This window comes from Sporosarcina gallistercoris (genome assembly GCF_014836415.1).
GTDB lineage: Bacteria > Bacillota > Bacilli > Bacillales_A > Planococcaceae > Sporosarcina > Sporosarcina gallistercoris.
Map to the genome: position 1 here is coordinate 42,364 of NZ_JACSQY010000012.1, position 18,362 is coordinate 60,725.

General features: G+C 47.1%; 16 protein-coding genes. 6 read left to right on the forward strand and 10 right to left on the reverse strand.

The window, feature by feature from the left end; genetic code table 11:
* Positions 1 to 42 precede the first annotated feature (42 nt).
* The 3 genes from H9659_RS13560 (at position 43) to H9659_RS13570 (ending at position 4,203) form a co-directional block, all read left to right on the forward strand.
* On the forward strand, positions 43 to 1,422 hold the full coding sequence (locus H9659_RS13560; RefSeq protein ID WP_191691487.1) for a PTS transporter subunit EIIC: 1,380 nt from the start codon (positions 43 to 45) through the stop codon (positions 1,420 to 1,422).
* Positions 1,423 to 1,504: 82 nt separating this feature from the next.
* Complete coding sequence (locus H9659_RS13565) at positions 1,505 to 2,575, forward strand: DUF871 domain-containing protein (protein WP_191691489.1); 1,071 nt, start codon at positions 1,505 to 1,507, stop codon at positions 2,573 to 2,575.
* A 194-nt stretch (positions 2,576 to 2,769) separates the two neighbouring features.
* The gene (locus tag H9659_RS13570; protein ID WP_191691491.1) at positions 2,770 to 4,203 is read left to right on the forward strand and encodes a GGDEF domain-containing protein; all 1,434 of its coding nucleotides are present in this window, start codon (positions 2,770 to 2,772) and stop codon (positions 4,201 to 4,203) included.
* 131 nt (positions 4,204 to 4,334) lie between these two features.
* On the opposite strand, the gene H9659_RS13575 is transcribed toward H9659_RS13570, so the two are convergent.
* From H9659_RS13575 to H9659_RS13610, 8 genes are all read right to left on the reverse strand, one after another.
* A complete protein-coding gene (locus H9659_RS13575) occupies positions 4,335 to 6,068 on the reverse strand; it encodes an AMP-binding protein (RefSeq protein ID WP_191691493.1) in 1,734 nt (577 codons plus the stop codon).
* 93 nt (positions 6,069 to 6,161) lie between these two features.
* Complete coding sequence (locus tag H9659_RS13580) at positions 6,162 to 7,640, reverse strand: aldehyde dehydrogenase family protein (protein WP_191691495.1); 1,479 nt, start codon at positions 7,638 to 7,640, stop codon at positions 6,162 to 6,164.
* Positions 7,641 to 8,037: 397 nt separating this feature from the next.
* On the reverse strand, positions 8,038 to 9,186 hold the full coding sequence (locus H9659_RS13585; RefSeq protein ID WP_191691497.1) for an acyl-CoA dehydrogenase family protein: 1,149 nt from the start codon (positions 9,184 to 9,186) through the stop codon (positions 8,038 to 8,040).
* 22 nt (positions 9,187 to 9,208) lie between these two features.
* Positions 9,209 to 10,402, reverse strand: a complete 1,194-nt coding sequence (locus H9659_RS15695) for an acyl-CoA dehydrogenase family protein (RefSeq protein ID WP_191691499.1) — start codon at positions 10,400 to 10,402, stop codon at positions 9,209 to 9,211.
* A 217-nt stretch (positions 10,403 to 10,619) separates the two neighbouring features.
* Entirely contained in the window at positions 10,620 to 11,054 is a 435-nt protein-coding gene (locus H9659_RS13595) for a Zn-ribbon domain-containing OB-fold protein (RefSeq protein WP_191691505.1), read from the reverse strand.
* Between the two features lie 13 nt (positions 11,055 to 11,067).
* Positions 11,068 to 12,231, reverse strand: a complete 1,164-nt coding sequence (locus tag H9659_RS13600; protein ID WP_191691507.1) for a thiolase C-terminal domain-containing protein — start codon at positions 12,229 to 12,231, stop codon at positions 11,068 to 11,070.
* A 17-nt stretch (positions 12,232 to 12,248) separates the two neighbouring features.
* Entirely contained in the window at positions 12,249 to 12,692 is a 444-nt protein-coding gene (locus tag H9659_RS13605) for a MaoC/PaaZ C-terminal domain-containing protein (RefSeq protein WP_191691508.1), read from the reverse strand.
* A gap of 1 nt (position 12,693) precedes the next feature.
* The gene (locus H9659_RS13610; protein ID WP_191691510.1) at positions 12,694 to 13,143 is read right to left on the reverse strand and encodes a MaoC family dehydratase N-terminal domain-containing protein; all 450 of its coding nucleotides are present in this window, start codon (positions 13,141 to 13,143) and stop codon (positions 12,694 to 12,696) included.
* A gap of 135 nt (positions 13,144 to 13,278) precedes the next feature.
* Here H9659_RS13610 and H9659_RS13615 point away from each other — a divergent pair, with 135 nt between their 5' ends.
* The gene (locus tag H9659_RS13615; RefSeq protein WP_191691512.1) at positions 13,279 to 15,327 is read left to right on the forward strand and encodes a helix-turn-helix domain-containing protein; all 2,049 of its coding nucleotides are present in this window, start codon (positions 13,279 to 13,281) and stop codon (positions 15,325 to 15,327) included.
* Between the two features lie 40 nt (positions 15,328 to 15,367).
* On the opposite strand, the gene H9659_RS13620 is transcribed toward H9659_RS13615, so the two are convergent.
* Positions 15,368 to 15,694 (reverse strand): DUF378 domain-containing protein, encoded by a 327-nt coding sequence (locus H9659_RS13620; protein WP_191691514.1) that lies wholly within the window; start codon positions 15,692 to 15,694, stop codon positions 15,368 to 15,370.
* A 136-nt stretch (positions 15,695 to 15,830) separates the two neighbouring features.
* Entirely contained in the window at positions 15,831 to 16,331 is a 501-nt protein-coding gene (locus H9659_RS13625; RefSeq protein WP_191691516.1) for a competence protein ComK, read from the reverse strand.
* A 406-nt stretch (positions 16,332 to 16,737) separates the two neighbouring features.
* On the opposite strand from H9659_RS13625, the gene H9659_RS13630 reads away from it, so the two are divergent.
* Both H9659_RS13630 and H9659_RS13635 read left to right on the forward strand, forming a co-directional pair.
* Entirely contained in the window at positions 16,738 to 17,184 is a 447-nt protein-coding gene (locus tag H9659_RS13630) for a DUF4385 domain-containing protein (RefSeq protein ID WP_191691518.1), read from the forward strand.
* Between the two features lie 59 nt (positions 17,185 to 17,243).
* Positions 17,244 to 18,140 (forward strand): diacylglycerol/lipid kinase family protein, encoded by an 897-nt coding sequence (locus tag H9659_RS13635; RefSeq protein ID WP_191691520.1) that lies wholly within the window; start codon positions 17,244 to 17,246, stop codon positions 18,138 to 18,140.
* Positions 18,141 to 18,362: the final 222 nt, after the last annotated feature.

The following is an 18,362-nucleotide window of genomic DNA, read 5'->3' on the forward strand; positions in this document are numbered from 1 at the left end:
GTTGGGTCATTCATGGATGAGAAGAGAAAGGGAGGGTTCAGGATGAGAAAAGAGCAACAAATGGCAAATGGGATACTCGAGCATGTTGGCGGGAAAGACAACATCCGCAAGATTGCCCACTGTATGACACGACTTCGGTTAACACTGAAGGACGATAGTAAAGCGGATATTGCTGCTTTGAAAAAAGTGGAAGGTGTCATGGGGGTCGTTGTCGATGAAACCTTGCAAGTCGTCATCGGACCAGGAACGGTCAATCGGGTAGCGGATGAAATGAGTCAGCTAACGGGGCTTGGAATCGGGGAAGAATCTGAACCAGAGTACGACAGTCTCACATTTGAAGAACGCGCTGCGATTGATAACGAACGGAGAAAAGAGAAAAACCGTACCCCGCTAAAAAATTTCCTAAGACGTATTGGGAACATTTTCATCCCACTAATCCCAGGACTTGTCGCTTCAGGGATTATCAATGGAGCCGCAAACTTTGCGAAAAACGCAGATGTTGATCCGACTCAAACATGGATGCAGATTTTACTGCTTCTTGGATCGAGTGTCTTCACATACTTGGCGGTAATTGTAGGCTGGAACACAGCAAAAGAGTTCGGTGGCACGCCAGTACTTGGTGCAATCGCCGGAATGTTCTTATTCAATCCATTCCTTGCAGAGATTACAATTTATGGTGAACCTTTAGTTGTCGGGCGAGGTGGTTTATTCGGAGTTATCTTTGCCGCATTCCTCATGACATTTGTCGAGAAGAATGTGCGTAAGGTAATGCCGGCAGCAATCGATATCATCGTGACGCCGCTGATTACAGTGCTGACTGTCGGTTTCTTCTCGCTCTATGCAATCGTACCGGTTGCGGGACTGCTGGCAGACGGAATTACAAAAGGATTGACAGCTGTCCTTGACGTAGGTGGAGTTGTCGCAGGTGCTGTCCTTGCAGGATTCTTCCTCCCACTCGTTATGGTAGGCTTGCATCATGGACTCACACCGATTCACTTGGAATTGATCAACACATACGGAAACACGGCGCTGCTCACCATTCTCGCAATGGCGGGAGCTGGGCAAGTCGGTGCTGCAATGGCAATCTTCGTGAAAACGAAAAACCGTCGCCTCCGTAATATCATCAAAGGAGCATTACCAGTAGGCTTCCTAGGCATAGGGGAACCGTTGTTATACGGGGTTACGTTGCCGCTAGGTCGTCCGTTCATCACCGCATGTATGGGTGCCGCGCTCGGTGGTGCATTCCAGGCAGTGATGCATACAGCAGCAACAGGTATCGGGGTTTCAGGGATTTCGTTAATTCCTCTAATCGATGATGGTAAGTACTTGTATTACTTCCTTGGCTTGCTCATCGCCTATGGCGGCGGATTCCTATTCACGTACCTATTCGGATTCAAAGAAGAAATGGCACGCGATATTTAACACATCCCAGCATTCATTCCCATTGTGTAAGATGGGAATGAATGCCTTACTTTTTTTAATCGGGAAAAGGAGAGTGAACGGTATGATTGGCATGTCTGTCTATTTAGGAACGGTGCCCTTTGAAGAGCATGAACAACGTATACGTGAAATGAATGCAGTTGGCTTCCAATCCATTTTCACATCACTTCATATTCCTGAAAATGATGCCTCCGCGTACAAAGAGGAAGTACGACTGCTTGGGAAATTAGCACGGGAGCTCAAGATGGAACTGATGATAGACGTAAGTCCATCTGCATTGGATTCTCTAGGATTCACACTGGAGCAAGCGGAAGGCTTACTAGACTGGGGAATCAGCGGGTTGCGTCTGGACTATGGAATCTCACCGGAAGTCATTGCAAACCTGTCCCAAGTGATGCGCGTTGCATTGAACGCAAGTACGGTGACACACGAAGAACTGAGTGAGATGAAAGCGGCAGGGCTCAGACTGGAAGCGACTGAAGCATGGCATAACTTTTATCCGCGGCCTGAAACGGCATTAGGGCTGGATGATTTCATCAAGCGGAACCATTGGCTGCATGACGAAGGTGTACGTGTCATGGCATTTGCACCTGGCGATGGGCAACTCCGAGGACCGCTTTTTGAAACGCTGCCGACGCTTGAAAAACACCGTCATGCATCCCCTCTGGCATCCTGTTTGGAACTGATCCACGATGGATATGTCGATAAAGTGCTCATTGGAGATCCAGGGGTGAGTGCCGAGAGCTTATGTCAATTCGAAGCATATCAGCATGACAAAATCCTGCTCCGTGCCCAGGCTGCAGAACAGGCAGATGAACAAGCGATTGCAACAGCTGCGGCCCTGCATACGAACCGTCCGGACAGTGCGCGCGACGTCATCCGTTCCAGTGGATCCCGGCCAGCGGCTATGTCATCTGGAAAAACAGTTCCTGCACAGTATTGCGCCCCTCGGCCTGCTGGAACGATCACCGTCGATAATGAGCGCTACCTGCGCTATCAAGGTGAACTGCAAGTGACAAAAGTCGATCTGGCTGCTGACGAGAGAGTGAACGTTTTGGGACAAGTGATCGGAGAAGACGTAGCTTTACTGAACTATATCGGCGGCAATCAGCAATTTGAAATCATATGGATTTGAAAACAACTCCTCTGACAATTCGTCGAGGAGATGTTTTTTGGCGCAAAACTCTATAATCAGCCAATATTAATCCGATATGGTACTATTTTTCAATTTTATGAGTCTATGAACTCCGGACTATGTTACTATAATAGAAAAAGTGTTTTTAGTTTTTATTCCCACTGATATCCAGTGTGATGACGGAGGAAATTTGAATGACTGATGAATTGTTGACTCCCATGAGAGAAAAGGCGTTGCAATTACGGGTGGAAGGTCGTTATAAAGAGCTGATTGAGCATTGTGATGTATTACTGGAAAAAGGGCTGACACGACAAGATCATAAAGCGGTGTTATGCGCACATATTCACCATGCTGCTGCTTTTTATAGCATCGGTGCGATTGAGGAAGCTTTTCTAAGTGTCGATGCACATCTCCAATACTGTTCCCAATACGGGGATGAGAACGAACAATTGAACGGCATCAATATCCTCGTTATTTTGTACGATTACAATAAGGACTACACAAAAGCGAAGAGTGCGCTGATGCGTGGGATTGAAATGGGAACACGTCTTAAGCGTTGGAACATGGTTAGTAATGCCTACAGCAATTACAGCCACATTTGTGCAAGTGAAAAAGAGTTTGAGGGTGCTCTCGAAGCCGGGCTGATTGGCCTGGAAATGGCTGAACGATATAATCCGGATAGTGCGATTCTCAGTTTCAGAGTGAAGTTGAACATCGCAAATGCATATGTTGGGCTTGGTGATACGGATCGCGCAGGACAGATGATTGAGCAAATGCTTGCGGATCCCCTCCTGGACACCCATAAGCGGGAAAAAACACACTGCTATGATTTGTATGGTCGCTATTTAGTGAAGACCAGAGAATATGCAAGTGCTATGAAAGCTTTTGATGTAGCGAAGAAGGAAGCATTGGACATTAACGACCTCCTGTTATTGAAGGAAATTCAAGAAAGGCGTTGTGACCTATGTGAAATCCTGGATGATCGGCAGCTAGGTTTTGTCGTGCAACAGGAATATATTAAATTGTTAAAAATGCTGCAGCAACAGGAGTTGGCGAAAACTGCTCTGAAACTGGAAATGAAACATAATGTGGCTGCGATTGAACGAAACGCAAAAACAGACTTTCTGACTCGATTATTCAACCGCAGACATTTAGAAGAAACCGCTGCGAGTTGGCTGGCAAAGGCAACGGAAGCAGGCAGCCCGATTTCCTGCGTTGCTCTCGATCTCGATAATTTCAAGTCGATCAACGACACGTATGGTCACTTGGCGGGCGATGAGGCATTGAGAGTAATCTGTACGATATGCCGAACTGTATTGTGGAAATCGGATTCAACGGAATTGTTAGCACGTTATGGAGGAGATGAACTGGTTTTCCTCTTAAACGGAGCATCGCGAGCTGATGCAGCCGATCGAGTCCATCACCTTCTGGCTGAAATCCAGAAACAGGGGATTACCTACAATGATGAACTCATACCGGTCACTGTGAGTATTGGAATTGCTGACAATTCAAACGGGCTCTTCACACGGTTTTCAGAACTATTCTATAGAGCGGATCAAGCATTATATCAGTCAAAAGCGAATGGCAAAAACCAGCTAACTGTATATGAAAGTCCTGTATTGCAGTGAACTTGTATGGGTGAGCATCTTCTGAAAAGGAGATGCTTTTCTATTGGAATAAAAAAGGTGAACGGCTTCTGCATTCACCACGAATCTGTTTATAGAAAAAACGCCTCACCACTTGGGTGAAGCGTTTTCGATCATTGGTTTTCAAGCTCCATTTTCTTCAAATGGATTTTTGAAATCTTTCCTGCTGCGGTCATCGGGAACTGTTCAAGGAATTCAAGTTCTCGCACCTTGGAGTAATGGACGACACGCTCATTCGTATATGACATCAGTTCTTCTACACTGAGTGCAGTGCCCGGTTTCACGATGACGAACGCTTTCGGGATCTCCCCGACTCCTTCCACAGGCTTTCCGATTACAATCGCATTTTGAACGGCCGGGTGGGAGACAATCACTTCTTCAATACGACTTGGATACACGTTATATCCGTTGTATATGAGCATCTCTTTCTTACGATCCACGATCGCAAGGTAGCCATCCTCGTCGATAATCCCGATATCTCCGGTGTGCAGCCAGCCGCCGCGCAATGTCGCTGCAGTTTCTTCAGGTTTATTGAAATAACCTTTCATCACTTGCGGGCCTTTAATACAAATTTCGCCGCTTTCACCCACAGGTAGAGGCTCTTCACTGATTCCATCAAGGGAAACGACTTTGATTTCTGTATTATACGTAGGCAATCCAACGGTTCCGATTTTGTGGACTCCGCCTGAAATCATGACGCTTCCAGCCACTGACGCAGTGGCTTCAGTCAAGCCGTAACCTTCACCGACACGTGCATTCGGGAACATTTCTTTCAGCAAGCTCATCCCTTTTTGAGAAAGCGGGGCAGCTCCAGAGCTGACATTGCGAATGGCGGAAAAGTCATACGAATCGATTCCTGGCAGATTTAACAGCACGTTCCACATGGCAGGTGCTCCATTAATGGATGAAACTTTGTACTTCTCCATTAGTTCCAAGAATTGAGTCGGCACAAAGCGATCAGGTAGTAGCGTCGTCACTCCTTGGGCCATCGGAGAAACGATCATTCCTATGCCGCCCGTAATGTGAAACAGAGGAGAAGGGCTTAACCGGACTTCTTCCCCAAGGGGGATCAAATACTTCTCCTTGTAAGCTTCTGGATCTTGTTCCACTGCTACAAAACGAAGTGCGCCGTCTTCATCGACTACAGGCAATGCTCCAGCTGTCCACGCAGCAATTTGTGTAATGTTGCTGACCAGATTTTCATGAGTAATCATGACGCCTTTCGGACTGCCGGTCGTACCGCCTGTATATGCGATGTGAACGAGATCTTGCTGAGGATCGATTCCAGGATCGAATTCTTCATCGGATGCAGCGGATTTCAATGCAGCAAAACTGTGCCAGCCGTCAGTTGCAGACACGTCGACTGGGGACTCGTTTGTGAAGATCTCGGCTTCACCCGTCATAATGACGTGCTCGACACATGTGTCTGCGAGCACATCCCGAATGGAACTTGCAACGGATTCATGGGTGACGACCACTTTCGTTTTAGAATCATTCAGCTGATAGGTCAGATCGCCTGCAGGCAAATATGGATTCAGAGGTGAATAGGCAGCACCGGTTAAAATAATCCCGTAGTACGCCGCGACATATTGCGGACAGGTCGGCAGATGCGTGGAAACGGTCATTCCACGTCCTACGCCAAGTGTGCGAAGGGCATTTGCAAACTTTTTCGCTTCTGTATAGATTTGGCTATACGTAATCCGTGTGTCACGGTAGATGTATGCATCTTTGTCACCGTATTGTTTAACACTTCCTTTTAAAATGGCGCCTGCCGTGACGTTCGGGATAACGAGTGTTTCTGGCAAATCTTGATCGTAATTCATCCGATTCGAAAGTTTAACGTTCATTTGACCACCGCTTTCTCAAGAATTGACTCAACTCATGGATCGTACGCCGTCTACTATTTCTCGATCGACTGCAAACTCACCTGTGGGTAGGGGTTACATCTCAATAACACATGCTTTTTCACGTGAATAGTCTTCAATCGAGTCCGTTCCGAATCCACTGTTCTTCACTCCTCCGAACGGCAGATCCACACCAACTCGTGCATACGTATTGACCCAAACATTTCCAGCATCGAGTGCTGCTACCATTCGGTGCGCACGGCTCAAATCAGCTGTCCAAACACCCGCTGCGAGTCCGAATTCCGTATCGTTGGCCAAAGCAATCGCTTCTTCTTCCGTATCGAACGGAATCATAACCGCCACAGGACCAAAAATCTCTTCCTGACAAACCCTTAATGAATTGGTCTCTGATTTTAGCAGAGTGGGCTCGATCCAATAGCCGTCTGTTAAGTCGCTGCGATCTGGGAGGAGTTCAGTACCGCCTGAACGCCCGCCATATACGAGCTCAGCACCTTCATCCAATCCTAGCTGGATGTAAGACTGGATTTTTTCGAACTGTGATTTAGTTGCGATCGGACCGGTTGTCGTAGTTGGATCCAAAGTGGGGCCGAACTGTTTCAACTGAGGGTTTTGCAGGAATTGTTTAACTCCCGCGGAAACCTCGTCAATAATCGATCGATGGACAAGAATGCGAGAACCACCGACACAGAGCTGACCAGAGTTCCCCGTGAAAATGCTGTAGGTACAGATGGCTTCAACCGCTTTTTCAATGTTGGCATCTTCAAACAGGACGTTTGCAGACTTCCCACCGAGTTCGAAAATCAAAGGTTTTGGTTTCCCTGCAGTTGCTCTTGCGATGGAGCTAGCCGTGCCGCCTGATCCTGTTAAGCTCACTTTGTCAACAGCGGGGTGACTGACAAGGGTATCGCCAATTTCAGAACCAGGTCCGCAAATGACGTTCAGAACACCTTCCGGGAAGACATCTTTCAACAAGTGACCTAGATGAAGGGAAGAGACTGCCGCCTGTTCAGAAGGTTTGATGACTACTGTATTTCCGGCAGCGAGTGCATAAGCTGCTTTGATTGCAAAGGTGAACAGGGGAGCATTCCACGGCGTAATCCCGACAACCACTCCGTAGGGTTCACGTAATGTGTACCCAAGACTAGTCGGGCTCATCGGAACGGTCTGCCCACGATTCGCTTCCGTAGCTTTCCCGGCCGCATCCAGCCAAACTTGCTGCAAGACTGGAATGAGACCATACGTCGTTTCCCGGATCACCCAGCCATTATCTTGTGTTTCGAGTGCAGCAAGTTCGCCGCCGTTCGATGCAATGACTTCTGCAGCATCCCGTAAACACGCCGCCCGTTCGCTGGCAGATAGCGCTTTCCAAGCAGGGAAGGCTTTCTGTGCGGCTTCGATTGCAGTTACTGCGTCTTCTTTAGAACTTTTCGGAACGCGTGCCCATGCTTTCCCAGTAGATGGATCGATACTGTCGGTGAGGGTGCCGCCCGTTGCTGCACGCAGTTCTCCGCCAATCAAGTTCTGATACTCTTTCAAGTCTGTCGACACTGCCATAATCATTCTCCTCCTCGGTTTAGATGGTTATTGTTCTAATGGATTGTGGTATTTCTTGTGAATACGGGATAGTGCCAGTGAATGGTGGGAACCGCTCATAACCAAAGTCAAAGCGCTCATAAACGGTGGAAACCGCTCATAACCACTGTCAAAGCGCTCATAAACTGCGAAAAGTGATCATAACCGAAGTCAAAACGCTCATAAACGGTGGAAAGTGATCATAACCATTGTCCAAGCGCTCATAAACTGCGAAAAGTAATCATAACCGAAGTCAAAGTTCTCATAAACGGTGGAAATCGCTCATAACCACTGCCAAAGCACTCATAACACCTGCCAAACCACACCACTCCTATCAATGAATCCGTATATATCCTTCACCCAACTACAATCAATATTTTCAAGAAACCGGAACAACGTCACGCGCCGTCGCTGTTGAATGCCAGCCGAGAGACTGTGCAGTCGCTCTACGTGAATCGCGCACAGAACCGAAATAGTTTTCATAATAACGGGCACGCTTCAAATACAATTGGACATCCAGTTCCTCTGTGAAACCGATGCCACCATGAATTTGAATCGAATCTGCAGCCGCTTTGATGAACGCCTTGGAGATGAAAGACCGAGCGCTATGGACAGCGGCTTCTTTGTCCTCTGCATTATTTTCAACAGCCCACGCAGCATAGTAGGAGAGGGAACGGGCCGTCTCCAAATCGAGCTTCATATTCACGATCCCGTGCTTGATCGCTTGGAAACGTCCAATCGGCTGATTGAACTGAACGCGGATCTTCGCGTATTCCGCTGTCATTTTCACAAGCTCATCCATTCCGCCGACCATACTTGAACAAAGTGCTGCATTGAAATGAAGGAGCGCTTCATTCAGCATGTCGACAGCATGGCCAGGCTCGCCAAGTAACTCACCAGGTGCTCGGTCCAATGTGAGTTCAGCGAGATGCTGGGTTTCATCCATCACAGAAAGCACTCGTGAGGATGCAACATCACTCGCTTTCACGAGGAATAACGATTTGCCTTCAGCAGTCTGTGCACTCGTAATGAACGTATCCGGTTCACCGATGACAGGGACAAGCGTTTTCGTACCGGAAAGGGCATATCCACTTTCAGTTTTAGCTGCAACGCAACTGAAGGAATTCGGGAACAAGCTTCCGTCCTTTTCATACCATGCGAGGGAGAAGGAACTTTCTCCAGAAGCGACTTTAGGGAGACGAGCTGCTTTTTGTGCAGTCGTTCCGAACGCTTCAAGTAAAGGAACTGCGAGTGCAAGCGTCTCAAGTTGCAGTCCGGGCAATAGCACCCGTCCGGTCTCCTCGAAAACTGGAACGAGGTCAAGCGCTCCTAAGCCTAATCCATCCATCTCCTCTGAAACAGCGATAGCAGTCACACCCATTTCGGCAAGCCCCAAAGCAGCAGAAGTCACCACATCGGAGTTTCCGTTTATGACGGCACGTGCGGCGTCCGTCCGATCGAGATCATTCATATACTTCCGGATGGCTGTGCGGAACAGCTCCTGTTCTTCACTTAATGTAAAATCCATACTGGTCACCTCACCTTTATCGTTATCGTCCTAAGTCTTTAGGAAGCCCGAGAATCCGTTCACCAATCGTATTGCGCTGAACTTCGCTCGTCCCTCCGCCGATTGTCGCGCCAAATGAAGCAAGATATTGACCTTGCATTTCTGCGTCGAATAGCGAATCTTCTTTAGTTAATACGCCGGAATGACCTTGAATGGTCATCGCGAAGTCGAAGAGTTCTTTCGTTAACTCGCTCACTAGTAATTTATCCAACGAACTCTCTGGACCTGGACGGCCATTTTTTAACGTATGTGTGATATTCCGATAGTAATTCAGCTTGGCCCCATTAATGCGGGCATATAAATCAGCAAGTCCATCTTCCACGAATGGATCATCGATAAGAAGAGAGCCGTTTACACGGACGGTTTTCGCCATTTCAATAACCAGGTCGTATTGCTGTTCTAACGTAAATACTTGTGCCGCTATGCCCGAACGTTCGTGGAGCATGAGAGCGATTAAAACTGACCAGCCTTTGCCTTCTTCACCAACGATATCCTCATCGGTCGCAATCGCATCGGTCAAATAGACTTCGTTGAATTCCTGATGTCCATCCATTTGAACGATCGGACGCGTTTCGACGCCTTCTTGGTCCATATCGAGAAGAAACACCGTAATGCCTTCGTGTTTCTTTTCAGACTGACTCGTTTTCGTGAGCAGGAAACACCGGTCTGCCAGATGCGCAAAACTGGTCCACACTTTTTGACCGTTGATGACCCATTTGCCATCTTTTTTGACAGCCGTTGTCTGGAGAGCAGTCAGGTCGGAACCGGCCCCGGGTTCAGAGTAGCCTTGACTCCACACTTGTTCACCTGTCAGGATTTTCTCGATGTATTCCTCTTTTTGAGCATCGGTTCCCATTTGCATAAGCGTCGGTGCGACCATGTGAATCCCGATGTAGTTCACGAGAGGAGGGGACTGGACGCGAACCATTTCTTGGTGATAAATGATTTCTTCCATAAGCGTCGCGTCACGCCCGCCATATTCTTTCGGCCAGGAAATCGCCGCCCATCCGCCTTCATATAAGGTCCGCTGCCAATCGCGGAGGAATTTTGAATAGTGTTCATTGTCTTCAGGAAGTTTGCGATCCCCTTGTAGCCAGCCCTTAGGCAAATTCACCTCAAGCCAGCCACGCAGTTCCCCACGAAACTTCTCTTCCTTCTTGGTAAACGTAAAGTCCACAAAAGCACACCCTTTCTCATCTCTTTATCTCTTTCTTCTTCTCTTCCTTATATAGAGGAGATAGTTTTGCTAACCAGATACGTTGATTGTAGTGGCGGGTGGCGACTCCGAAGGGATCAGCGAAGTCCGAAGACCCCACAGTGAGCAAAGCGAGCGAGGAGGCTGAGGACAAGCCCCTCGGAAAGCGTCCACCCAAAACGGAAATCAACCCTGTCATCTATCCCCGAGCCAATACCCATTGCGGCAACGCCCGGTCATCTGTAATATCCACCCACGTCATCTTCAGGGGCATCCCGATCTCCACATCTGCCGGATCGCAATCCACGATATTCGCCATAATTTTCACATCAGGCGCAACATCCAGTGCAGCCACCGTAATCACAGTCGGTAAGTCATGCTGGAACCCCGGTAAAAATGGTCGGTACGACACGATATACGAATACACCGTCGCCGTAATATCCGAACCGAGCAACTCCCACTCCGTCTCCGGACTCCCGCAAGCCGGACAAGCTGGACCTGGCGGATGAATGAAGGAGCTGCACGCTGTACACTTTTGCAACTTGAGCTCATGTCGATCCGCAGCGTCCCAATACTCATGATTATCCATAGTTTTCAACGGAATCGGCTTTTCATATGCAGTCTGTTTAGTCATCAAGACGCCTCCTTTAATTTCGTAAGATCATCGCACCTGCGATGTCGGGACCTGCCCATCCAGTTGCGATTCCGAGCTCGCAATCCTTCACTTGGCGATCCGTCCCTTTATAGTCATGTCTCAATTGTCGAACGAGTTCCAATACGTTGTTCATGCCATGAGTGTATCCTTCTGAAAGCATGCCACCTGCAGTATTGGAAGGAAGGCTTCCTCCCATTTTCAAATTACCTGCTGCAACAAAATCGCCAACTTCACCGCGTTTAGCAAACCCATACGATTCCAGCTGCCGAAGCACGACCCAGCTGAAACAGTCGTAAATCGACGCGACTTGGATGTCTTCCGGTTTCACACCGGCGGATTTGTAGAGCTCCGCTGCCGCATGATCCGCTGCAACTTCATCGACTTGCGTCCAGTAATGAACATGGGAATGGGTCGTCCTAGGTGCCATCCCTGCAATGTAAACCGGCTTCGATCTACAGTTTTTTGCATTCGCAGCGGACGTCACGATGATTGCATTCGCTTCATCCAACTCCACGCAGCAGTCATGGATATTGAAGGGCATACTGATGTCAGGCGTTGCAAGATACGTCTCCATATCTAGCGGTTTACCATTCAGAAATGCATTCGGATTGCGCTGTGCATGCTCGTAAAAACTGATGCAAACGTGTCCAAGATGCTCTTTCGTGATGCCTGTTTCATGCATATGCCGGTTCGCGAACATCCCGAACCATTGAGTAGGGGAAGCAGAGCCGTATGGCATGATGAAACTTCCGCCTGGCAGCATTTCCTGGAGCATGTTCGGATCATATCCGCGTCCGACTTTTTCACCGGAACTGCCATTCATCGAACGATAGATGAGCACGGTTTCCAGCATACCTGCTTCAATTAATGCAACTGCATCTGCAATGAGCAGTTCCGTACTGCTGCCACCGCCGCTTATGTCTTTTACATACTTCGGATGACATCCAAGGTACGTTCCGAGTTCGTGTGAAGGACAAGAATCTCCACCAGTCGAATAGTTCATGATCCCATCAAGGTCTTTCGCTTCCAATCCTGCATCTGCGAGCGCATTACGAGCTGCAGTAAGTGCCATATGAAGGGGAGTAGTCCCCGATTTACGAGAGCGCTGGTTTTCGCCGACACCGACGATTGCGCATTGGTTTGAATACGTTGACATGTATGCTACCTCCTTAGTCAGTCGTTCTCGATGGTACAAGTAAGGCTTGCAGAACCCGTTCCAACCCGTTCTCCAGGGGCCTTCTCTGCACTCAATTCAAGCTCTGCTACACGTTTGCCATCGATTTCAGTGACACTTTTAACAATGCCGCTGCATGTAATCGAATCGCCGGGCTTCGTCATCGCCCCAAAACGCATATTGAATTTGCTGACGACTGCCTCCGATCCAGCGAGTTCTTGCACATACTGGCCCAGGAATCCCATGATGAGCATTCCGTGGGCGATGACCCCATCCATGCCGATACTTTTTGCAAATGCATCATCGGTATGGAGAGGGTTCAAATCGCCTGAAGCTTGCGCATAGTGAACCAGTTGTTCACGTGTTACAGCTGGTTTTGTGAGTGTTGGAAGCTGCATATCCGCATGCAGTTCAGAAAACGGAATATTTGTAATCGCTTTCATTTCAATTGGCCCCCTTATGTGCGGGTCTATAGATAATCGTGTTCCGCGATACTGCGGCAAGAACACCGTCCTCAGTTTTCATTTCCGTATCCAGCACGAGAAACTGCATCGTCCCGCTTTTTCCGACGCGGTCATACACATCCGTTACAGCCATCGTGCATTCAAGACGATCTCCAATCCTGACCGGTTGATGGTAGATGAACTCATGCTCACCGTGAAGCATCCTTTTAAAATCGAGCTTCAATGGAAACTCTGCATTGCTGCCGAGTGCAACTAAAAAAGTGGGTGGAACTGTCACACCTTCGTAAGCTGTTCCAGCCGCATAGGTTTCATCAAAATAGAGAGGATTCTCATCACCAATTGCTTGTGCGAATCGGGTGACGTGCTCTCGATCGATTTCTGCAATGTACGGCTTGCTGGCGATCCCGATCATGCTTTTATCTAAATCCATAAGGCACCTCCAAAATATCAATGTAAAAATTCTATCTACTTAAAATAGTATGTTAATTAAGTTGACAGTACAATGTATGAATCTCTATAGTTAGCAGTAGATAATTAGAGATTGTTCCACAAGGAGGAGCGGGATATGACGTCATCTATCGAAATTTTGCTAACACGAATCGGAATCACAGTTCCTTATTCACTCTGGATTGCAAAAGACGAGCAGCAACATGTCTATCCGCTCGTCAATCCGAATGGAATGACGCCTCCTAAAATGAAAAAATCGTCCGGGAAACCGATCCAAGTGATACAAGAGGAAGCAAGAAGTGTCGTGCAGTTCACGTACTCACAAGAATATCGAGTCATCTTACTACTAGAGGGCTCCGCTGTTTTGGATGAAATCGAACTCGGACTGATCTTTGACTTGTTGTACAAAGGGTATTCCGAATATGCCGATGAAACCGGACGTGCCAAACTAGCGCGTATAGTCGACAGTATTCACTACACGACGGCGTCACTCGACTTGGATGACGTATTTTCGAACATATTGACTCATACGCTCGACGTCATTACGAATGCTGATTACGGAACACTTTGGTTGTTTGATGAAGCGCGAGGGAAAATCATCTGTAAAGCATCAGAAGGATATCGATTTGAAGAGATTCAGCAGATGGAGTTCGATTTAGGGGAAGGACCGGTCGGACATGCATTCGCAGTCGGGCATCCTGTTTTGATAACAGATCCGAGAAATATCGAGAATGACAATGTGAAGCGGATTTCAAAGGAGAACAAACAGCGCTGGGGAAGACGGGTGGAAGACATTACGAATGTCCGGTCTGTTATCGCCTATCCGATCGGTGTCGATGGGCGGATTGAGTGTGTCATGTATTTGGGGCAGATGAATTCAGAACAAGTACTGACGGATCGTGATTTGTGGTTGTTGCAAATATTTACGGCACAGGTCGGGATTGCCATCCGCAATGCAAAACAGTTTGCCTACATACGGGACTTGAACGAAAAGCTAGTACAGCGGGACGCGATTCACGCGACACTGACAAATTTGTCAGTCCGCAACATGGGGACTGAGAAAATGGTTGAAGAACTGAGCCGTATGGCAGGACAGCCCCTAGTGTTCGCAGATTTATTAATGAATGAAATGATTCCTTCATCCGCAAGCTTGCCACAAGGGGTGTCATTTACCAATCTGCTTGAGAGGATTCAGCTGGAAGGGAAAGCAAAATCGTTTGAACTCACCTCAGCCGAGGACGTCATTTTGTATCCGATTCGTTCAGGATCAGTCGTACTCGGCTGCCTCATTGCGCATTCATCACAGAAGCTGGGACGACTAAGTGAACTGGCGATTGAACAAGGAAGCGTGCTGCTTGCACTGGAACGGGTGCAAAAACAGAATGTGCTGGCGTTTTACTATAAAAATCAGCGGGAACTGTTTGAAGAATTAGTCCATGCCAATGACCCGTCCATATTGAATGAAAAAGTGGAAGCCCTCGGCATTAGAAATGTGGGAGGATTTGCGGTTGCCATGCTGCAAGTGACCGACTGTTCGGACCCCCAGGAATTAGAAGCGCATATTTTCAGAGTGATAGCAGAATTGCGGTCCTCTGCAATCGGACTGATTCAAACGGTTTTCGGATGGCAAAACAAGGTGATCGTGTTGGCGGGGGTGACAGGACCTTCGGAGTTAACGTTGTTTGAAAGGAAGTTGGAGGAGTTACTCATCCATCGGTCTGATCTGAAAACAGACTCTAGGCTTCACGGCGGGATTGGCTCGCTTATACATGCGACAAGTCAAATCGAACAGACGTATCGAGAGGCAGAAATCGCGCTGACCAATCCTCTTGCAGGACATCGGAATAATCAGCTCGTGCGTTATACCGATATTGGAATCAGTCGGTTATTCACGAGCCGTAACACGGAAGAAGTGAGCAAGTTTCTGACGGACATCTTTGATCCGCTGCGTGAAGCGGACCGCTCGGACGGAACACTGGAACAGACGCTCCTTGCTTACTTTGCATGTAACCGGTCAACGGGAGAAGCGGCTAATATCCTGCATATCCACATTAATACGCTCTATCAACGTTTGAAGAAGATAGAAGAAACACTTGGGCTTTCGTTGAAAAATACCGATGATGCACTCCAGTTACAGCTCGCTTGCTACTTGCGACAGCGTGCTTGAGGTAGAAAAAACACCGCCAACAATTCGGCGGTGTTTTCATTTAGAGCGTCGTATCGTCATCTGAACGACGTCGAGCGGCATCCCGCTGCTCTGTGAAATCGGGTTCATCTCCGAATTCAGTTCCATAATTCGGATTTGAGAACCGGGTGTGTTCCACATCTGTATCCGTCGCATCATGTGTTTCAAACAAAATTCCGAGACTGACGATTCCACTGATCCCCACTAACGTGTAAATGATTCTGGACAAAATAGAATCCTGTCCGCCAAACAAGGTGGCAACTAAGTCAAATTGGAATAGTCCGATGAGCCCCCAATTCAACGCTCCGATAATGACGAGAACGAGTGCAATACGGGTAACGGTTCGCATGTTTTCAACTCCTTTTCTAATTAGGACGTCATTTTCTAAATGTAGAAAATCATCCAACCTTAGCTTTTGTTAAAAGTTGTTTTTCATACATCTGCAAAAATAAAAAAACGACCAAAAATATGGTCGTCATACATGATCACCGGTTTATTCGTTCGCCGTTGAACAAATATTGCTCGAAGTGAAGCTCTTTCTTTGTTTGGGCATAGTGGCTAAGTAACGAATGCAATCGGCCGTTCTGTTGATGAATGATATGTAAGGAGGCGGCAACCGTAACTTTAACGTCCGTTGGAAACGTGAGTTCAGTTTTCTTTTTGTCAATTTCCCGAGTTGTAAAGAAATGATTGAAAATCCAACAGCACGTATCATGTTTAGAGGAGCTTGTCGGAAAAACACCGACACCATCAGATAGGATGAATGGAGGTTTATGCTTGAATTTCAAAACTTCACAAGCAGCTTGTTTTTGTCGCAGCTTCGTCGTCTGGTTCCGCACACATGCTAAGTTGAGAAGCTCCACAGGGGTTTTTTTCGAAGTGTAGATTCCATGTAAGGTAACAATTTTGGATTGACTTCCATCTTCACCTCTGTGAGCCATGAGTGCTAATGCTTGGCTATCAAGCAAATAACTTTCACAATGCATTCCGAATCAGCTCCTATAACTGTTTAATAGTTCCATTATACCATAAAACAAATAGTTAGAATAGTATGAAAATAAATTAATTATCGACATACTTCGACAAGTAGATAGGGCGTTGGTTGCGCTGTTGGTTAAGCTCCATATATCCTAAGATAAACTCAGTAAAGAACTATTGAAAAGTGCTGAAATTACATAAGTTGAACAGCTCCTTCAAGTATGCTCATGATGATGAATCGAATACGTTAAGTGGGTATATTTTGAGTGGGATTCATTTGAAATATTAATCACTTTAGTTAAATAGCGATTTTCTTTTAAGCCATTTTTAAGGTAAAGGGTGGTCTGTTTAATGGCTGACCCTGTTTTATATAGGATATGAAAGGGAAAAGAGTGGAAAAGGATGTGACTGTTTGTGGCATTCAACTATGAACTCGACTATAAAAACCTCGATCTCCGCAAGTCCCCTGAACTTTATAAGGTAGGCAGGGGGGAGCAAGGCGTATTGCTCGTCGAACCATATAAAAGTGAAATTCTGCCATATTGGCGTTTCAAGACTCCTGAAATTGCTCAAGAATCTGCGGATAAAATCTGCGAGCTGTTTGAAGAATATCGAAAGAACGATGACTTTGTAGGAATGGATATGGCTCGCAAATTCATCCAAATGGGATACACGCGAGCGCGCCGGTATACGAATTACAAAGGCGGCCGCAAGTATAATGAGGATGGGTCGGTGAAAGACCGTCAGATCGATGATGAAAAAGCTGAATCTGCAGCTATTTTTAAAAAGCGGTGGGATGAAATACGGAAAGATGAGGATTATTTGAAGCGCAAGAAAGCGCATCAGAAAGAATTCGGATAAGGAAACACCAAGTTTCCATAAAAACTGGATGAGATTGTGATAATGAAGGAGGAATCCAGATGCACACGTTCAACAAAGCACTGCTCATTTACAATAAGCTTGCTGGAGATGCAGACGTCGAAGCGAAACTTGCAGCGGTTGTCCCGGTTTTAGGGAAAGCAATAAAAGAGTTGACGATGATCAGCCCAGAAAGCACAGAGGAAATGCGCCTGATTTGTGAAAAAGCCGGCGAAATGGAGCTCGTTGTGATCATGGGTGGTGACGGAACGGTTCATCAATGTGTAGATGTCATTTCTAAGCTTGAGGTACGACCTCTCATCGCTATTTTACCTGGTGGGACGTCAAATGACTTTACGAGGACTCTTGGCATCCCTCAAAACTTAGGGGATGCGGTTGAAGCACTATTAACTGGTGAAATACAGGCGGTCGATATCGGAAAAGAAGGAAATCAGCATTTCATAAACTTTTGGGGGATCGGTCTCGTCGCAGTGACGTCTGAAAATATTGATGAGGAGCAAAAGAAAAGTTTTGGTCCACTCAGTTATATGGCGAGTACAGTGCGCACAATCCGGGAAGCGGAAAGTTTTCCGTTTCATATCGTCTCTGAAGGTGTGGACATGAGAGGTGAAGCGATTGCGATTTTTGTGTTAAACGGAAGGTCGCTCGCAACGACTCCGATCCCGATTATGGCCAGCAGTCCCTCTGATGGCAAACTCGATGTACTCGTTGTGAAAAATTCGAATTTGGCCATGCTGCGAGAATTGCTGTCGCTTCGCAAACCTGAAACGAGTAATGAGCAGCTCGATTTGCTCGAGTATGTACAGGTGAGTGAGTTGCAGATTGAAGCACCGAGTCAGCGGAAAGTGGATATGGATGGGGAACTATACGATATTCAAACCGGACGGATTACGGTATTGCCAGGTCACTTGAAGATGCTCGTTCCTATCATAAAGTAGTTCTCATTGATCGCTCCGTCGAAAAGACGGAGCGTTTTTGTATTGTCGAACACTCTTTGTTGTGCTCTCGATTAATTGGAGAGGTTTGTCCGTCTCCTAGGCTGCTTTGTCGATCACCTAGTGCTTTTTCTCGGTCACATAGAAACATTTCTCCGACACCTAGCAGAATTTCTCGATAACGGGGCACAATTCAACAGCTTTAAGGAATTAATTGGTAGCGCT